Origin of the sequence: Dyella kyungheensis (assembly GCF_049913195.1) — a bacterium.
In the GTDB taxonomy this organism is placed as follows: domain Bacteria; phylum Pseudomonadota; class Gammaproteobacteria; order Xanthomonadales; family Rhodanobacteraceae; genus Dyella; species Dyella kyungheensis.
Window position 1 is genome coordinate 2776110 of the sequence record NZ_CP183983.1, and the last position, 17693, is coordinate 2793802.

Sequence of the window (17693 nt, forward strand, 5' to 3'; positions counted from 1 at the left end):
GCTTGCTGCTATACGCGGGCGTATGCTCCAATGCCTCGACATCATCTTGCCCTACGTCACTGCTGGGCCGATACATACAGGAGCGTTGGATCCAACATGAGCATTGAGCGTCCGTGGCTGGCCCATTACCCGGAAGGCGTTCCCGCAGAGATTGATGTCAACCAGTACGCGTCGGTCGCCGCGGTGGTGGAAGAGGCCTTCGAACGCTTCCGCCAACGGCCGGCGTTCGCAAGCTTCGGCAAGATCCTCAGCTACGGTCAGATCGACGAGATGAGCCGCCAGTTCGCCGGCTATCTCACCGGCGTGCTCAAGCTCAAGCAGGGCGATCGCATCGCGATCATGATGCCCAACGTGCTGCAGTACCCGATCGCCCTGTTCGGCGCGCTGCGCGCGGGCCTGGTGGTGGTCAACACCAATCCGATGTACACCGCGCGCGAGCTCAAGCATCAGCTGGAAGACTCCGGCGCCAAGGCCATCGTGGTGCTCGACAACTTCGCCGCCACGCTTCAGCAGGTGGTGGCCGAAACGCACGTCGAGCACATCGTCACCACCGGCATCGGCGACCTGCTCGGCGCCAAGGGCGCGGTGATCAACTTCGTGCTCAAGCACGTCAAGAAGATGGTGCCGCCGTTCGAGCTGCCGCACGCGGTGCGTTTCACCGATGCGCTCTCCAAGGGCAAGCCGCATCCGTTGCCCAAGGTGCAGTTGGGCCACGACGACATCGCCTTCCTGCAATACACCGGCGGCACCACCGGCGTGGCCAAGGGCGCCATGCTCACCCACGGCAACATGGTCGCCAACATGCTGCAGGCCGGCGCATGGATCGGCAGCAACATGAAGCACGGCGAGGAAGTGGTGATTACGGCGTTGCCGCTGTATCACATCTTCTCGCTGACCGCCAACGGGCTGGTGTTCATGCGCCTGGGCGGCCTGAGCTGGCTGATCACCAATCCGCGCGACATGCCCGGCTTCGTCAAGGAATTGAAGAAGTCCAAGTTCACCGCGCTCACCGGCGTCAACACGCTGTTCAACGGCTTGCTCAATACGCCGGGTTTTGCCGAACTGGATTTCTCTCGCCTGCACCTGTCGCTGGGCGGCGGCATGGCGGTGCAGCGCGCGGTGGCCGAGCGCTGGAAGAAGGTCACGGGTTGCACCCTGGTGGAAGCCTATGGCCTGACGGAAACCTCGCCGGCGGTCTGCATCAATCCGCTGGATCTGAAGGACTACAACTCCTCCATCGGCTTGCCGATTCCTTCCACGGACGTGGCGATCTGGTCCGAGGAAAGCCAACCGCTGCCGATCGGCGAGGTGGGCGAGCTGATGGTGCGCGGTCCGCAGGTGATGAAGGGTTACTGGCAGCGTGCCGACGAAACCGCCAAGGTGCTCGGCGCCGACGGCTGGCTGCACACCGGCGACATCGCCCGCATGGACGACACCGGTTACGTCTACATCGTGGATCGCAAGAAGGACATGATCCTGGTGTCCGGTTTCAACGTGTATCCGAACGAAGTCGAAGACGTGGTGATGCAGCATCCGGGCGTGTCCGAAGTGGCCGCGGTGGGCGTGCCCGACGAGCACTCCGGGGAAGTGGTGAAGCTGTTCGTGGTGCGCAAGGACCCGAACCTCACGGTGGAAGAACTGAAGAAGTTCTGCCATGACAATCTCACGGGCTACAAGCGTCCGAAGCTGATCGAGTTCCGCGATGCGTTGCCCAAGAGCAACGTCGGGAAGATTCTGCGGCGCGAATTGCGGGATGAGAAGAAGCCGGCGGCTTGATTCGTTGTTGCAATGGATATGAAAAAGCCCGCGAAAGCGGGCTTTTTTGTGTGGATCGTGGCGACAACCTTTTACCGGGGCTACTGGATGACCAGCTTCGCTGTTGTAAAGCGCTTCCGGCCTGCGCCGGAATGATGATCAAAAAGCGAAACCCTTCCTACTCGTCATTCCGGCGCAGGCCGGAAGCGCTTTACAACAGCGAAGCTGGTCATCCAGTAGCGATGCAAACGGTTGTCGCCGTATCGCCGATGCGCTTTTTGAAGCCCCTCAATCCTTCCACATCTCCAGAATATCCGCGTACCCGCCCAGCAAGTTCCACAGTGGCACCTGCTTGTCTTCCGGAATGCGCGTATACGCAAAACCCAGGTGCCGGTCGGAAATGCGCGCCACCTGCGCTTCCAGATGGATGTGCAGGTCGTGGCCGAAGATCATGTCCAGGATCCAGCTCTGGCCCTGTTCGCCATTCCAGCCCAGCGGGCGTCGCAGCAGCACGCCGGTGGCGGAAATATCCTCCAGTTCGGTGGGATGCGACTCGTCGCCCCGGCTCATCAGCACGGTCGTCTCGATGCGCATGCGCGCCGGACGCAGCTGCTCCGGGTCGGAACCGTTTCTGGCATTGTCTTCCGGTCTGCTCATCCTGCTCTTTCTCCCCGCATCAGACGCCTGCGCGCCGACGGCTTCATCCTGAAGAACGCATCCTCATCGTTCGATGTGGAGCGTCTCCGTTCAACTTCAATCCTGCCGCCGCGTCTTCAGGACGCCGCCGCGGACCAAACTCCCCGAACCAAACCGCGAATTGATACTGTCCTGCACCTGATCGGTCACTCGCCGCTCGGCCGAGCTGTCGAACAGGTCTTGCTGTCGTTCTGCCGCGAATCCCGACAGGCTGACGCCCAATAAGCGCAAGCGCGGTCGTTGTTGCGACTTCCACCAGGCGTTAAGCAAGCCTCGTGCCAGCTCATAAAGGTCGATGGCGGAGGCGCTGGGCGCCCGCAGCTGGGCCTGCCGGGTGTGCGTGACGAAGGGCGGCTCGCGCAGCTTCACGGTGACCGTGCGCCCTTGCAGGCCGCGTTGCCTCGCCCTCGCCGCGATGCGCTCGCAATGACGCAGCAGCCACGCCTCGGCCAGGGCGAGTTCGGTGATGTCCACGTCGTAGGTGTGCTCTGCGCCGATGGACTGTTCGGCCTGGGCCGGTTCCACCCGGCGGTCGTCCTCGCCGCGCGCCAGCGCCTGCAACGCGGCTACCTGACGCCCTAGCGCACTCGCCAGACGCGCCGTGTCACTTGCTGCCAATTCGCCCATGGTGCGGATGCCCAACCGGTGCAAGGCCTGCTCGGTGACCTTGCCCACGGTCCACAAGCGCCCGACCGGCAGCGGCGCCAGCTCCTGCGCCGCGCGCTCAGCCTCGATGCGATGGAAGCCGTTTGGCTTGGACAGCTCGCTGGCCAGCTTCGCCAGCAGCTTGTTCGGCCCCATGCCCACCGAGGCATGCAATTGGGTGCGTTCCCAGATGGCGTCCTTGATGCGCCGCCCGATGGTCTCGATCGAGCCCAGCAGGCGCAGGCTGCCGGTGACGTCGAGGAAAGCCTCGTCCAGCGACAGGCCTTCGACCAGCGGTGTCACCTCATGGAACACTTCGAACACGCGCTCGGAGACTTCCTCATAGCGCGCGAGATCGGGCCGCAGATACACCCCGTCGGGACAAAGCCGCCGCGCCTGCGCCGTGGGCATCGCCGAATGAACGCCGAACCGGCGCGCTTCGTAGCTGCAGGTGGAGACCACGCCGCGCGGCCCCAGGCCGCCCACGATCAGCGGCAGGCCGCGCAGCTCGGGACGGTCGCGCTGCTCCACGGACGCGTAGAAGGCGTCCATGTCCACATGGATGATGAAACGTTGGTCGGGCGGCATGTCCCTGTATTTTGCCGGTACGGGCGCATCGGGTGTACTGGACTTGCCCGCTTCCAACGGCTAATCTTGGTCTCGCTTGGGTTATAAGGGTGAGCGCACGATCGGTGAGATCGACCGCTACGGCACCCGTCCCGATGCACTCAGCCTACCGATTGAGAAGCCAGTGACGCAGGTTTCGTCACGTTGTGGCTCGCGTCCCATGTCATGTGGCCCCCACATGTCGGAGACGCTCAAAGGTGGCTCACGGCCAGCCTGATCGAAACGCCAGACGCGCGATTTCATCATGCATGCCCGCGAGGGTGACGCCATGCGCACCGGCTAGGCATCGCGCAAGTGAAGTTTCAAAAAAGGATCGCGCCTGCGGGCCACGGTCTGAGCGGGGACATTCGTCAAGCGAGTGCCGGTGGGATCAACGTTTCCTAACCTGATTGAACGCAGAGCAAGCCGTCTTGAACGGCCCAACGACATGCATTGATGAGCACTGAGCCAGTCGAGCCTCAGGCGGTCGCCGCACCGCAAGACGCGTTTGCGTCGGTACCTCAACAGCAGGAAATGCCGCTGGCCATCGTGCGCGGCGAACCGATGTTGCAGATGCCGCAGGACCTGTACATCCCGCCGGATGCGCTCGAGGTGATCCTCGAGGCCTTCGAAGGGCCGCTCGACCTTTTGCTGTACCTGATCCGTCGACAAAACCTGGACATTCTCGACATCCCTGTCGCCGAGATCACCCGGCAGTACATGGATTACATCGAGATGATGCGCGATGTGATGCGCCTGGAGCTGGCCGCCGAATACCTGCTGATGGCAGCCATCCTCGCCGAGATCAAATCGCGCCTGCTGTTGCCCCGGCCTCCCGCCGAGGAAGGCGTGGAAGAAGATCCCCGCGCCGAGCTGGTCCGCCGCCTGCAGGAGTACGAACGCTTCAAGCGGGCCGCGGAAGATATCGACGCCCTGCCCCGCATGGAGCGGGACATGGCGCCGGCCCACGCGGACGTGGGCGAGCGCAACGTGATCAAGCTGCCGCCGCCGCTCGACCTGAAGGAGATGCTGCTGGCGCTGAAGGACGTGATGCGTCGTGCCGAGTTGTTCGGTCACCACGCGATCAAGCGCGAGGCACTGAGCGTGCGGCAGCGCATGGGCGAATTGCTCGGCCGCCTGACCGACCAGACGTTCCTGCGTTTCGAGACGCTGTTCGATGTCACCGAGGGCCGCCTGGGCGTGGTGGTCACCTTCCTGGCCATGCTGGAGCTGGCCAAGGAAATGCTGGTGGAGATCGTGCAGGAAGAACCGCTGGCACCGATTTACGTAAGGGCAAGAGCAGGCAGCGCGGAAGAAACCGCCGCCGAACGCTATGCCGATGACGAGCCGGCCACCGCGGCCGAATAAGCCGCGCAGCCCGCCCCATTCACCGCAGCATCCGCATCCGATCCGAGGCCATGCAGATCGAGCAACTCAAACCCATCATCGAGGCGGCTTTGCTGGCATCCACCCAGCCGATGACCGTGCCTCAACTGCTGGAACTGTTCGGCGAAGAGGACGAGGTCGGCCGCGACGAGATCGCCAAGACCCTCGAAGCGCTGGCCGACGACTGCGCCGAGCGCGGCGTCGAACTGCACGAGGTCGCCTCGGGCTTCCGTTACCAGGTGAAGCAGAACGTCCATCCGTGGATCTCGCGCCTGTGGACCGAACGCCCCAGCCGTTACTCGCGCGCCCTGCTGGAAACATTGGCGCTGATCGCCTACCGCCAGCCGATCACCCGTCCCGAGATCGAACAGATCCGTGGCGTGGTGGTGTCCTCCAACATCATCAAGACGATGGAAGAACGCGAATGGATCCGCGTGGTCGGTTACCGCGACGTGCCCGGCAAGCCCGCGCTGTTCGGCACCACCCGCGCCTTCCTCGACTACTTCAATCTGAAGTCGCTGGATGAGCTGCCGCCGCTGTCGGAAATCCGCGACATGGAAGATCCGCAGATGAGTATCGCGCCGGAGCCGCTGCCCGCCCGCGTGGTGCGCGACCTGCCGATCGATCCGGACGAAGAAAACGAAACCCTGGTGGTGGCCGGCGAAGAAGACGCCCACGCCATCACCGAACCCGCCGAGCTTGACGCTCCGGCGCAGAACGAAGAAAGCCAGGCCGCCGACGCCGTCGACGAACCCGGCCACGAAACGCCCGAGGCGATGCACGTCGCCTCCTCCGAACCCGGCGATGCACCCCACGCCGAGACTCACGTTGACACTGCCGACGAGGCAGCGACCCACGCGGACGCCGATGACGGCGACGCCACGCAAGATACCGAGGAGTACCGCGCATGACTGCGCCACAGAAATCCGTTTTGACCCTCAAGCGCACCGCGCGCGACGAAACCGCACCGGCCATCGAGGAGCGCCTGCACAAGGTGCTCGCCAATGCCGGGCTCGGCTCGCGCCGCATGCTCGAGCAGCGTATCCAGGCCGGTGAGGTCGAACTCAACGGCACCGCCGCCACCATCGGCGCCAGCGTGCATGCGGGCGACCGCGTCGTGCTCGACGGCAAGCAGTTCGTGGTCGCCACCGACAACCGCGACGAAACCGAAGTGCTGGTCTATCACAAGCCCGAAGGCGTCGTGACCACCCGCGAAGATCCCGAAGGCCGTCCCACCGTGTTCGAACAGCTGCCACGCCTGAAGGGTGCGCGCTGGGTCGCCGTGGGCCGCCTGGACATCAACACCACCGGCCTGCTGCTGCTCACCACCGATGGCGAACTCGCCAACGCGCTGATGCATCCCAAGAGCGGCCTCGAGCGCGAATACCTGTGCCGCGTGCACGGCGAAGTGCCCGACGAGATGATCGAAAAGCTCAAGGCCGGCGTGGAGCTGGAAGACGGCCCGGCGCGGTTCGACGAAATCGCCGTGATCAGCCGCGGCGGCAGCCACAGCTGGTTCCGCGTGGTGATCCGCGAGGGTCGCAACCGCGAAGTGCGTCGCCTGTGGGATTCCCAGGGCTTCCTGGTCAGCCGCCTCAAGCGCATCCGCTATGGCAGCGTGGAACTTCCGCGCGCCCTGCGCCGCGGCGATTGCGAATCGCTGGGCGAAGAAGCGGTCAAGGAACTGCGCAAGACCACCGGCCTCGGCTCGCCGCAGCCGGTGCTCACGCTGAGCCCGGTGCTGCATCAGCGCCGCGCGCCGCGCAACGTCACCGAGTACGTTCCCAAGGGCGGCGCCAGCGGTTCGTACAGCGCCGGCTATCAGGACGAAGCGCGCGAACTGCGCGCCTACGATCGCATTCGCGAAGAACCCACCCGCGGCAGGCAGCAGCGTGGCCGTCCGGGTCGCGAAGTGAACGGCAACGTCGCTCGTCCGGAACGCTCGGGCGGCGGCGGTGGCGGTCAGCGCAAGAACCGTCGCGGCGTGGCGCCGGGCCAGGAGCTGCCGTCCGTGCGCACCTGGTTCGCCGGTGAATCGCGCGAAGGCGGCGGTGGTGGTGGCGCGCGCGGTGGTGCGGCGAGCAATCGTCGTCCCGCCGGCGGCAAGCCGTCGTTCGGCAACCGCGCCGGTGGCGCGGAAGGTCGCAGCAGCAGCCCGTACAGCGGCTTCGGCGCCGGCGCCGGCGCCGGTGGCAACCGTGGCGGCAAGCCGGGCGGTCGTCCCGGTGGCCGACCGGGTGGCCAGGGCGGTCCCGGCGCAGGCCAAGGTGGCCAGGGTGGTCGTCCGCAGGGCCGTGGCGGCAACCGTCCGCAAGGCGGCGGTGGCCGCCCACAAGGCGGTGGCGGTCGTCCCCAGGGCGGCGGCGGTCGTCCGCACGGCGGTGGTGGCGGCAATCGCGGCGGCGGCCGTCAAGGCAATCGCTGAGGCCAGCGTCGATGTCCGTCCGCATCTATCACAACAACCGCTGTTCCAAGTCGCGCGCTACGCTGGCGTTGCTCGAGGAACGCGGCATCGTGTGCGATGTGGTCAATTACCTGGACACGCCGCCCAGTTCGTCCGAGCTGATGCAGTTGCTCGACATGCTGGGGATGACACCGCGCGAACTGATGCGCACCAGCGAGGCCGAGTACAGTGAACTCGGCCTCGACGATCCCGCGCTGGACGACACCACGTTGATCGCGGCGATGGTCAGTCACCCGCGACTGATCGAACGCCCCATCGTGGTGTCCAACGGCAAAGCCGCGATTGGACGTCCACCGGAAGCGGTATTGTCCATTCTTTGAGTGCACGCATCCCCGCTTTGCGCGGGATGCATCGCTCTACTCTTCCTCGTCAGGCACGTAGGCCAGCAAGTCGCCCGGCTGACATGCGAGGAATTCGCAGATCTTGCTCAGCGTTTCGAAACGCACGCCGCGCACGTGGCCGGATTTGAGCAGGGACAGATTGGATTCGGTAATACCGACGAACTCAGCGAGTTCGCGCGAACGCACCTTGCGCGTCGCCAGCATCACATCGAGTCGGACCACGATCGCCATCAGGACCTCACACGATCGAGCGCTGGTCGTCTTCGAGCCGCGCCGCCTCGTCGAACAGGCGCGCCACGAAGAAGAACACGGCCACCGGCAACAGCGACAACAGATCGTCGCCGCTGAAGGTCAGCTGGGCCGAGCCTGCACCCGATTGCGACGCCAGCCAAAGCGTGGCGACCGCGGGCAGCAGCACGCGCAGTACCGCGGCTGCCATCAGCAGCGCGGCAAAGCGGCGGAAGTGCCGGGTAATGGCGCTTGAAAACAGCGCATCGGGCGTGACCCGCCTCAGCATGCGGGCGAGTTCGACCAGCGCCGCACACGTCACCAGCGCAAGCGCCCCTGCGATGCTCGCTGCCCAGACGCGCGGCAGGCCATCGGTCGAGAGGATGGCGACCACCGTCGCGCCGGGCGCACTGCGATCGGCCCAGATGCCAGCACCGGTGATCACCAGGCAGGACAGCGCGCCCAGCCAGCAGACGATCGCCAGCGCACGCGCGGCGTGCACGATGTGCTGTGCTGTTGCACGGCCATTTCTTTCTGTATTACGATAATTTCTATTCGTCATACGGGCACCTTAGCATGAAACGCAAAGCGGATTGGCTTTACCCCCTCAGCCTCAGCGCCGCCCTCGCGGTAGCCGCCTGGGCCGTCAGCGCCACCCCGACGCCGTTGTCCCATGCCCAGGCCGAGACCGCCGTGGTCGATGCCTCCAGCGGCGAGGTCTTCCAACTGGCCCGCGCACTGCCCCGCATCGACGACCCGGACTTGGCCATGCTCGCCCGTGCCAGATTGGCCGCCGCGCGTTTGGACGCCAACGAGGCGAACCGGCTGGTCGCCCGCTACCTCGCCGCCGGCAAGCGCACGCCCGCGCAACGCGCGCTGGCCTGGCCGATCGCAGCCGACGCCAACTTCGCCCATGGCGACTACCGCAAGGCCGCCGACGCGGCGCATGCCTGGGAAAAGGCGCTGGCCGAACAGCACGCCGCCGCCGACGAACTGGCCGGCGCGCAGCAGATGGCCACCCTGGCCGATCAGCTGGCCGGCGCCACGGCGCAGCAGGTGGACGTCTATACGCCCAAACCCGAAGCGGTGAAGCGCGACAAGGTCGGCCTGCCCCGCTCGCTCGCCGCCATCAACGGCAAGCCGCAGGAAGTGGTGCTCGACACCGGCGCCAATCTCTCCGTCGTTTCGCTGTCCACCGCGCACAAACTCGGCCTGCGCCTGCTCGACGGTGCGGCCAGCGTGGGCAGTGCCAGCCGCCAGGCGGTGGCCTCGCGCATCGGCGTTGCCGATCGCCTGGAATTCGCGGGACTCACGCTGAGCCATGTGGCGTTCCTGGTGCTCGACGACCAGCAACTGAACATGCCGGTACCCGGCGGCTACCAGATCGACGCCATTCTCGGCTTTCCCGTGCTGCGCCAATTGCAACGGCTGGAGTTCACTGCCAACGGCAAACTGCTGCCATCGCGCAGCGAGACGGCGCAGCCCGGCGAAGGCAACCTGCGCATGGCCGGTAGCGACCTGTACGTGGAAGTGATGCTCAACGACCTGCCGGTGGCCATGCATCTGGACAGCGGCGGCGCGGCCTCGTCGCTCTCTTCGCAGTTTGCGGCGGAACATCCGACGGTGGTGAAGGGCCTGAAATCCAGGCAGGAGCATGTTGCCGGTGCCGGCGGCTCACGCGCCCGTCAAGCCGCCAGCTGGCCGCAGGTGCGCGTGCGCATCGGCGATCAGCAAACGGTGTTGCCGGCGATCGGCATCTCGCTGAGCGACGCAGGCAACGTGAAGGAACCGAACGTGTTGGGCGGCGACATCCTGCAGTCGTTCGATCACTGGACGCTCGATTTTCCGCGCATGCAGTTCGAAGTGGGCCATCCGCTGCCGCGCCCGCTGGCCAAGCCCGCGGGCTGAGCGGCATCAACCCGGATCGAGCGTGAAGCGGTCCGCGTCCATCCAGGCCGGAAAACGCTCGCGATGGGCAAGCAACGGCGCCGGATCGATGGTGACGGTGACCACCTGCTCCTGCGGGCCCAGTTCCACCAGCGGCTCGCCGACGGGATCGAGCACCGCGCTGTCGCCGGCATACGGCAGGTCGTTGCCGTCGACGCCCACGCGATTGAGGCCGATCACGTAGCTGAGGTTTTCGATGGCACGCGCACGCAGCAGCGTGCGCCACGGCTGGCGGCGCGGCGCCGGCCAGTTCGCCACGAAGATGGCCAGGTCGTAGTCCATGCCGCCCGCTGCTTCTTCAAGGCGACCGTTGCGCAGCCACACCGGGAAACGCAGGTCGTAGCAGACTTGCGGAAGAATGCGCCAGCCCTTGAGTTCGACGATGAGTCGCTCGGTGCCGCCGCCGTAGCGCGTGTGCTCGCCCGCCATGCGGAACAGATGGCGCTTGTCGTATTGCTCGAAGCTGCCGTCCGGGCGAGCCCAGATCAAGCGGTTGTAGACCGTGTCGTTCTCACGAATGGCCAGGCTGCCGCAGAGTACCGCGTCCACTTCCTGCGCGAGCGCGCGCATCCACGCGACACCTTCGCCTTCCATGGTGTCGGCGCTGGCACGCGTGTCATTGCTGAAGCCGGAGAGAAACGTCTCCGGCAAAACGACGAGGTCGCTCTTCCCGGCGACGCGGCGCACCAGCTCGCCGTAGTACTCGCGATTGGCGGGGGCATCGTGCCAGCGCGTGGCACCCTGGATCAGGCTGACCCTCAGAGCTTGCATAGGCGCTCCGCGGCGGCTTCCATGGTGGCATCGCTCTTGGCAAAGCACAGGCGCAGATAGTGCGTGCCCGGTGCCTTGTCGTAGAACGGCGTCAGCGGAATGGCGGCCACGCCCCCTTCCTTCACCATCCACTCGCAGAAGGCCACATCGTCCTTGTCGCTGATGACCGAGTAATCGACCAGCTGGAAATAGCCGCCCGGCACGTCGAGCAGCTTGAAGCGCGAGGGCTTGATCAGTTCGCGGAAGCGGTCGCGTTTGACCTGGTAGAACGAAGGCAATTCCAGATAATGCCCGGGCGTGCTCGCCATGAATTCGGCGAACGCCACCTGCGCCGGATGGAAGGTGCAGAACGTGAGGTACTGGTGCACCTTGCGGAATTCCGCCGACAGCGCCTTGGGCGCCACCGCATAACCGAGCTTCCAGCCGGTGCAGTGATAGGTCTTGCCGAACGACGACACCACGAAACTGCGCGCCGCCAGTTCGGCATGGCGCAGCACGCTTTCATGCTGCGCGCCGTCGTACACGATGTGCTCGTACACCTCGTCGGACAACACCACGATCTCGGTATCGCGCACGATCGCGGCCAACTCGTCCAGATCGGCCGCGGACAGCACCGCGCCCGTAGGATTGTGCGGGCTGTTGATCAGGATCATGCGCGTCTTTGGCGTGACTGCATCGCGCACGCGCTGCCAGTCGATGCCGAAGCTGGGCGCCTGCAGCGGGATATGCACGGCGCGTGCGCCCTGCAGCTCGATGGCCGGCTCATAGCTGTCGTAAGCGGGATCGAACACGATCACTTCGTCGCCCGCCCGCACCACGGCGGCAATGGCGGCGAACAGCGCTTCGGTCGCGCCCGAGGTCACGGTGATCTCGGTGTTGGGATCGAGCTTGTGGCCGTACAGACGCTCGGTCTTCAGCGCGATCTGCTCGCGTAGCGGCTGCAGACCGATGCCCGGCGCGTACTGGTTGCGGCCTTCGGCCATGGCGCGGGTGATCGCGTCGCGCAGCGGCTGGGGCGGTTCGAAGTCCGGAAAGCCCTGGCCGAGGTTCACGGCCTTGTGCTCCACAGCGAGCTGGCTCATGACGGTGAAGATGGTAGTTCCAACTTTGGGAAGCTTGGTTTCGATCTGCATGATCCGGATGTCTGGATGGCTAAACGAGGATGCTAACACGCGACGTATGGCGTGCCAGCGTCAGAGATATTTACCGCACTGCGCGTGCTTCTCGCGTACGGTATCGGGCAGCTTCTCCGCAAGAAAATCCACGAAGGCGCGCACGCCGGGTAACAGGCCGCGGCGGCTGGGGTAGACGAAGTGCATGGTTCCTTGCGGCACGCTCCATTCGGGCAGCACCACTTCCAGCTCGCCGCGTTCGATCGCCGGGCCGCAGACGAATTCCGGCAGCAGGGTGACGCCGATGCCTTGCTTGCAGCATTGCAACAGCGTGTTGAAGTCGCCGCAGATCAGGCGCGGATGGATGTCCACCAGCACGCGTTCGCCGTTGCCATCGAGCAACTCCCAGCTCTGCGCGCCTTCATGCTCCTGGTTGGTGAGCGCGGGCAACTGTGTGAGATCGGCCAGTTCCTTGGGATGGCCGTAGCGTTTGAGCAACTCGGGGCTGGCGACCAGCAGCACGCGCGACTGGCCGAACGTGCGCACGACCAGGGTGGCGTCGGTATCGAGCTTGCTGCGCACGCGGATGGCGATGTCGAAACCCTCGCCGATGACGTCGACGCGGCGGTCGGTGGCGTGCAGCCGCACCTGCATCTTCGGATGCAGGGCGAGGAACTCCGGCAGCATGTGGCCGACGACCGTCTGCACCAGCGACACCGGGCAACTGACGCGCACCACGCCGCGCGGCTCGGAGCGCACCTCTTCCACCGCCTCCTGCGCCGCCCTCGCCTCTTCCAGTACGGCGCGGCAATGGCCGTAGAAGCGTTCGCCGACCTCGGTGACCACGAAGCGGCGGGTGGTCCGCTGCAGCAGGCGCACGCCCAGGCGCTCTTCCAGTTGCGCGATGCGCTTGCTCAGGCGGGACTTGGGAATCCCCAGGGCGCGGCCCGCGGAGGAAAAACCGCCGTGTTCAACCACCGCGGCGAAGAAATACAAATCGTTGAGATCCTGAAGGGCGCCTTCCAAAACCGCCATCGCCGTTTCCTTATCAGAACAATACGTTCAAATTCTGCCGACTTATCAGCTGATTGTCCGAAGAATACCTTAGTCACGTCGCCGGCGGACCCGGCCCGTCACTGAGGAAATACCATGAAACTGCTGCATCTCGACGCAAGCGCCCTGGGTAGCCACTCCGTCTCGCGTGGCCTTACCGCTGCCATCGTAGGCGAATTCACCCGCAATAACCCGGGTACGGAAGTCATCTACCACGATCTGGTGGTCAATCCCCTGAACCACTGGACTCCGGTGGCCGATGCCAGCGACCCGGTCGCCGTGCAGGGTAGCCAGATGATCGAAGAGTTCCTGGCCGCCGACGTGGTGGTGATCGGTGCCCCGATGTACAACTTCTCGGTGCCCAGCCAGCTGAAGGCCTGGATCGACCGTATCGCCGTGTCCGGCAAGTCGTTCCGCTATACCGCCAACGGTCCGGAAGGCCTGGCCGGCGGCAAGCGGGTGATCATCGCCTCCTCGCGTGGCGGCATCTACAGCGAGGGCAGCGCCGCCCAGCCGATGGACTTCCAGGAGACCTACCTGCGCGCCCTGTTCGGCTTCCTCGGCGTGACAGACCTCGAGTTCGTGCGTGCCGAAGGCGTCAACTTCAGCGAAGACCACAAGGTCGAAGCCCTCAAGTCGGCGCACGCCGCCATCGGCGTGGCCACTCGCAAGGCCGCGTAAGCAACACCACGCTGCACCGTCCCCCGCAGACGCCGCACCTCAGGGTGCGGCGTTTGTCGTTCCGGCGCGATAGACCGCCTTGCCATCCACCCAGGTGCTGAGCGGCTTGAGGTCGGCGATCTGGCGTGGCGGCACGGTGAGCGGGTCGCCGCTGAGCACCACGAAGTCGGCGCGCATGCCAGCACGCAAGGCACCCACCTGGTCCTCCATGAAGGACGCATAGGCGGCGCCGCGCGTGAAACCCGCCAGCGCCTGGATGCGACTCACGCGCTGGTCCGGCAGCCAGCCGGCCGGCGGTTGTCCGTTGAGATCCTGCCGCGTCACGGCCGCGTACAGACCCAGCATCGGATTGACCTGCTCGACCGGGAAATCCGAACCGAACGCCAGTGGCACCTTCTCCTGGATGAAGCGCTGCCACGCATAGGCGCCCTTCAAGCGCTCCGCACCGAGCCGCTGCTCGGCCCACGGCATATCGGACGTGGCATGGGTTGGCTGCATCGATGCGATCAGATGCAAGGAGGCGAAGCGCGGGATGTCGTCCAGCGCAACGATCTGCGCGTGCTCCACGCGCCAGCGATGATCGCTGTCGGCGTGATCGCCCAGCACGGCCTGATAGGTATCGAGCACATGGCGGTTGCCGCGATCGCCGATGGCGTGCGTGGCGACCTGCACGTGGCAGCGATAGGCCTTGTCCACCGCCGTGCGGTAGGCTTCCGGCGAGGTCACGAAGATGCCCTTGTTGCCATGGTCGTCGCTGTAGTCGGCGAGCAATGCCGCGCCGCGGCTGCCCAGCGCGCCGTCCATGTAGAGCTTCACCGTGCGCATCTGCAGACGGCCGCTGGCATCCGCCCAACGACCGCCCTGGTTGCACAGCCAGTCGAGCGCCTCGTGGTTGCCGTCGGCCATTTCATAGAGACGCAACGGGATCTCGCCGGCCGCCGCCATCTCCTGCAGCACCTTGAAGTCCTGCAGGCTTACGCCCGGATCGTGCACACCGGTCAGCCCTGCCGCGACGGCATCCGCGAAAGCAGCCTTGTAGGCATCGCGCGTCTGCTGGTGGGTCAACGGAGGAATGGCCTGGCCGACCAGAGCCTGGGCGCCATCCACCAGCACGCCGGTCGCGCGCTTGCCGACGCGTTCAATGCGTCCGCCTTCGGGTTGCCAGTCGCCGTCCAGCGATTTCGTGGCGTGCTTCATCGCCGCCGTGTTTGCCCAGGATGCATGGCCGTCCACGCGCTCGAGGTACACGGGCCGATCGGGAAAGGCCGCATCGAGATCGGCCGCCGAGGGAAAGTGCTTGTCGGCCCAACGGTTCTGGTCCCAGCCACGACCGATCAGCCACACCCCGGCCGGCAGTTTTGCCGCGGCGGCCTTGAGGCGGGAAACCACTTCCGCGCGGGATGCACTGCCGACCAGGTCCACCTGGATGTGGGTCATGCCCAATCCCAGCATGTGCCCATGGGCATCGATCAAGCCGGGGATGACGGTGGCGCCTTTGGCGTCTTCGATGGTGCTGCCGGGAAATTGCTTCTGCAGGTCAGCGGTATCGCCGACGGCAAGTAGGCGTCCATCGTCCTTCCAGGCCAGCGCAGTGGCTTCCGGACGTGAGGGATCCATCGTGTGGATATGGGCGTTGACCAGCAGCGTGGTCGCCTGAAGCGGCAGTGCGGCAAGTGCGAGCAGAACGATCGAAGAACAGCGAAGCGGCAGTCGCATGAGGGAATTCCGGGCGGAAGGATCAGGCGACTTTGCCCAGCCCGGCTTCGGCACACAAGCGGCCCTGCAGCATGGATGTACCCAGGGCGCCCCTACGCCCCGTGTACAAAGGACTTACGCGGCCTGTTCCAGCACCGCCGCCGGACGCGCGTACTGCGCCAGGCGAATGGAGGTGTCGGTGCCTGGCATCTCCACGCACACCGAACGACCGGAACGCAGGTGTTCGTCGCGCGCCACTTCGCGGGCAAGCTTGATGGCACTGCCAAGCCGCAGATCACTGAACAAGGAAGAGCCGAGCCGGCATACGGACCACGAACCGTCCGCAGACTGCTTGAGTGAATAGGTGACCATGGATGCAACCCTGTGGGGGAAAAAGAGGTTCCTGCCACTAGCTGATCGTGTACGCCTCCGGCGCGACGATCTGTCCGTTACGGACTAAGAGAGCATGCCGTTGTTACAAGAATCGTCCTATCGGGACGACGCCTGAAAATGTGTAGGAATGTGACTACGACAATTGGGATAGATGCGCCTCTGCATCTGTTTCACCAGAGATACACATGCGCTTGTTGTCGATGAACGCCGCGGCACGCCGATGGCCTTGCTGGCGGAATTCACATCGATCTATCACCCGTCGTTAACTGTCACGTCGTCAATTTCGGAGACCCGATCATGGAGTCTTCCGATGACGGATGGCACGCAAGAATTTCACCCGCCGTTGCATCCCGCATTCGATGAACTGCTGCAGCTTTATCGCATGCTCGAACTGGAAAACGAGCTGTTGCGCGGACAGCTCCGCAGGCATCCGGTCGGTGAGCTGCAGATCCGCGAAACGGAGCGCAAGATGATGGAACTGCGCGGCAACACGCCGCTGGCCATGCCGGAGCACCTGACGGCGTTGATGGCTCCGCGGCCGGACTAGACCGCAACCACGGCATGAGAGCGTCCATGGCGACCAACGAACTCAACGGTGTAGTGGTGACGCATCCCAAGCGCGTCGTGTTTCCCGATGACGACATCACCAAGCAGGACGTCGCGGACTACTACGATGCAGTGATGGATGCGTTCCTGCCGGGTGTCCAGGGGCGGCCGACGTCGGTATTCCGCTTTCCGGAAGGACTCGCCGAGGCGGGTTTCTTCCAGAAGCACCCGATGCGCGGACTGCGCCGCGTGGGCCACGTCCGGCTGCGCGAGGAAAGCGGCTCGCTGGACGACTACCTTTGCCCCGGCGACGCGGCCTCGGTGATCGAACTGGTCCAGTACGGCACCATCGAATTCCATCCCTGGGCGTCGCGAGCCGATGCGCTGGAACAACCAGACTACCTCGTGTTCGATCTCGATCCGGGCCCGGGCGTGGCGTGGCGCGAGGTGATCGAGGCGGCGCGCTGGCTGCGCGATCGACTGTCCAAGGTGGCGCTCAAGAGCTTCGTGCGCACCACCGGCGGCAAGGGCCTGCACGTGCTGGTGCCGCTGCGTTCCGCTTGCCGCTGGGAGGATGCCAGCGGCTTCAGCAGCGCCTTTGCCCATCAGCTGGCCAGCGAACGTTCCGACGGATTCACGGCGACATCGGTAATGAGCGAACGCAAGGGACGCATCTTCATCGACTACCTGCGCAATACCCGCGGCGCCACCAGCGTGGCCTCGCTGTCCTTGCGCGCACGCGCCGGCGCACCCGTCGCCATGCCCTTGCGCTGGCAGGACCTGGGGCGATGCGCGAGCGGACATGCTTTCGACATCCGCAGTGCCAGGCAGCGGCTTGCGCGACTGCGCAGCGATCCGTGGGAGGGTTTTGCGGTCATGCGGCAAAGCCTCGAGCAGGCGATGCGTTCGTACGGCGCGTCCAGTGAATGACGCTCAGCGTCCCAGCAACGCATCGAGGCGGCCCAGCGCCGGCGACAGGAAATAGCGGCCTTCCAGCACCTGCCGCAGCGCCTCGACCAGTTCGTCGCCGGCCGAGGCTTTCAACACATAGCCCTTGCCGAGCGACAAGGCGGCCTTCGCCAACATCGCATCGTCGTACATGGTGATGAACACCACCGGCAACCCGGGACGATCGGCAAGCAGCTCGCGGGCCGCCTGCAGGCCGTCCATGCGCGGCATGCTGATATCGGTCACGACCACGTCCGGATGCAGGCGGCGCACCGCTTTCACCAGGGCCTCGCCGTGGCCTACCACCGCCAGCACGTCGAATTCCTCGCCCAGCAGTTCGCGCAGTTGCTCGGCGACCGGCACGTGATCCTCAGCCAACACCAGACTGGCTCGCTTCGGGCGTGTTTCCGGCGCGTGACCGTGCAT

At 65.3% G+C, this 17693-nt stretch carries 19 protein-coding genes; 9 read left to right on the top strand and 10 right to left on the bottom strand.

Going from position 1 to position 17693, the window contains the following annotated elements:
- Positions 1–96 precede the first annotated feature (96 nt).
- The gene (locus ACN9MB_RS12305; protein WP_204636361.1) at positions 97–1776 is read left to right on the top strand and encodes a long-chain-fatty-acid--CoA ligase; all 1680 of its coding nucleotides are present in this window, start codon (positions 97–99) and stop codon (positions 1774–1776) included.
- Positions 1777–2043: 267 nt separating this feature from the next.
- Here the strand turns inward: ACN9MB_RS12305 and ACN9MB_RS12310 are convergent, their stop codons facing one another.
- Both ACN9MB_RS12310 and ACN9MB_RS12315 read right to left on the bottom strand, forming a co-directional pair.
- Positions 2044–2412 (bottom strand): PilZ domain-containing protein, encoded by a 369-nt coding sequence (locus ACN9MB_RS12310; protein WP_204636360.1) that lies wholly within the window; start codon positions 2410–2412, stop codon positions 2044–2046.
- A 96-nt stretch (positions 2413–2508) separates the two neighbouring features.
- Positions 2509–3684, bottom strand: coding sequence for a DNA polymerase IV (locus tag ACN9MB_RS12315; RefSeq protein WP_426269040.1), 1176 nt, complete (start codon positions 3682–3684; stop codon positions 2509–2511).
- Between the two features lie 474 nt (positions 3685–4158).
- On the opposite strand from ACN9MB_RS12315, the gene ACN9MB_RS12320 reads away from it, so the two are divergent.
- From ACN9MB_RS12320 to arsC, 4 genes are read left to right on the top strand one after another with little or no spacing between them, the layout of a single operon-like run.
- On the top strand, positions 4159–5070 hold the full coding sequence (locus tag ACN9MB_RS12320) for a segregation and condensation protein A (protein ID WP_426269042.1): 912 nt from the start codon (positions 4159–4161) through the stop codon (positions 5068–5070).
- Positions 5071–5120: 50 nt separating this feature from the next.
- Entirely contained in the window at positions 5121–5999 is an 879-nt protein-coding gene (gene scpB, locus ACN9MB_RS12325; protein ID WP_426269043.1) for an SMC-Scp complex subunit ScpB, read from the top strand.
- Positions 5996–7513, top strand: coding sequence for a pseudouridine synthase (locus ACN9MB_RS12330; RefSeq protein WP_426269044.1), 1518 nt, complete (start codon positions 5996–5998; stop codon positions 7511–7513). The genes scpB and ACN9MB_RS12330 overlap by 4 nt, the downstream gene beginning before the upstream one ends.
- 11 nt (positions 7514–7524) lie before the next feature.
- Positions 7525–7872 (top strand): arsenate reductase (glutaredoxin), encoded by a 348-nt coding sequence (gene arsC, locus ACN9MB_RS12335; RefSeq protein WP_426269045.1) that lies wholly within the window; start codon positions 7525–7527, stop codon positions 7870–7872.
- Between the two features lie 36 nt (positions 7873–7908).
- Here arsC and ACN9MB_RS12340 read toward each other — a convergent pair whose 3' ends face one another.
- Positions 7909–8124 carry a helix-turn-helix domain-containing protein gene (locus tag ACN9MB_RS12340; RefSeq protein ID WP_204636355.1) on the bottom strand — a complete coding sequence of 72 codons (216 nt, stop codon included), beginning with the start codon at positions 8122–8124 and terminating at the stop codon, positions 7909–7911.
- Positions 8125–8131: 7 nt separating this feature from the next.
- Positions 8132–8623 (bottom strand): DUF2975 domain-containing protein, encoded by a 492-nt coding sequence (locus ACN9MB_RS12345; RefSeq protein WP_426269046.1) that lies wholly within the window; start codon positions 8621–8623, stop codon positions 8132–8134.
- A gap of 74 nt (positions 8624–8697) precedes the next feature.
- On the opposite strand from ACN9MB_RS12345, the gene ACN9MB_RS12350 reads away from it, so the two are divergent.
- Positions 8698–10029 (top strand): retropepsin-like aspartic protease family protein, encoded by a 1332-nt coding sequence (locus ACN9MB_RS12350; RefSeq protein WP_426269047.1) that lies wholly within the window; start codon positions 8698–8700, stop codon positions 10027–10029.
- A gap of 6 nt (positions 10030–10035) precedes the next feature.
- Here the strand turns inward: ACN9MB_RS12350 and ACN9MB_RS12355 are convergent, their stop codons facing one another.
- From ACN9MB_RS12355 to ACN9MB_RS12365, 3 genes are read right to left on the bottom strand one after another with little or no spacing between them, the layout of a single operon-like run.
- On the bottom strand, positions 10036–10839 hold the full coding sequence (locus tag ACN9MB_RS12355) for an amidohydrolase (protein WP_204636352.1): 804 nt from the start codon (positions 10837–10839) through the stop codon (positions 10036–10038).
- Positions 10827–11972, bottom strand: a complete 1146-nt coding sequence (locus ACN9MB_RS12360) for a pyridoxal phosphate-dependent aminotransferase (protein ID WP_426269049.1) — start codon at positions 11970–11972, stop codon at positions 10827–10829. Before ACN9MB_RS12360 ends, ACN9MB_RS12355 begins: the two co-directional genes overlap by 13 nt.
- A gap of 60 nt (positions 11973–12032) precedes the next feature.
- Entirely contained in the window at positions 12033–12986 is a 954-nt protein-coding gene (locus ACN9MB_RS12365; protein ID WP_426269050.1) for a LysR substrate-binding domain-containing protein, read from the bottom strand.
- A 114-nt stretch (positions 12987–13100) separates the two neighbouring features.
- On the opposite strand from ACN9MB_RS12365, the gene ACN9MB_RS12370 reads away from it, so the two are divergent.
- On the top strand, positions 13101–13685 hold the full coding sequence (locus ACN9MB_RS12370) for an FMN-dependent NADH-azoreductase (RefSeq protein ID WP_426269051.1): 585 nt from the start codon (positions 13101–13103) through the stop codon (positions 13683–13685).
- Positions 13686–13724: 39 nt separating this feature from the next.
- Here the strand turns inward: ACN9MB_RS12370 and ACN9MB_RS12375 are convergent, their stop codons facing one another.
- Together ACN9MB_RS12375 and ACN9MB_RS12380 are read right to left on the bottom strand one after the other, a co-directional pair.
- Positions 13725–15401, bottom strand: a complete 1677-nt coding sequence (locus tag ACN9MB_RS12375) for an amidohydrolase (RefSeq protein ID WP_426269052.1) — start codon at positions 15399–15401, stop codon at positions 13725–13727.
- A 114-nt stretch (positions 15402–15515) separates the two neighbouring features.
- Positions 15516–15752: a hypothetical protein gene (locus ACN9MB_RS12380; RefSeq protein WP_204636347.1), complete on the bottom strand. Its 237-nt coding sequence runs from the start codon at positions 15750–15752 to the stop codon at positions 15516–15518.
- Positions 15753–15924: 172 nt separating this feature from the next.
- On the opposite strand from ACN9MB_RS12380, the gene ACN9MB_RS12385 reads away from it, so the two are divergent.
- A complete protein-coding gene (locus tag ACN9MB_RS12385) occupies positions 15925–16320 on the top strand; it encodes a hypothetical protein (protein WP_426269053.1) in 396 nt (131 codons plus the stop codon).
- A 26-nt stretch (positions 16321–16346) separates the two neighbouring features.
- Positions 16347–17249 (top strand): non-homologous end-joining DNA ligase, encoded by a 903-nt coding sequence (gene ligD, locus ACN9MB_RS12390; RefSeq protein ID WP_426269055.1) that lies wholly within the window; start codon positions 16347–16349, stop codon positions 17247–17249.
- A 3-nt stretch (positions 17250–17252) separates the two neighbouring features.
- On the opposite strand, the gene ACN9MB_RS12395 is transcribed toward ligD, so the two are convergent.
- Entirely contained in the window at positions 17253–17648 is a 396-nt protein-coding gene (locus ACN9MB_RS12395; protein ID WP_204636344.1) for a response regulator, read from the bottom strand.
- Between the last annotated feature and the right edge of the window lie 45 nt (positions 17649–17693).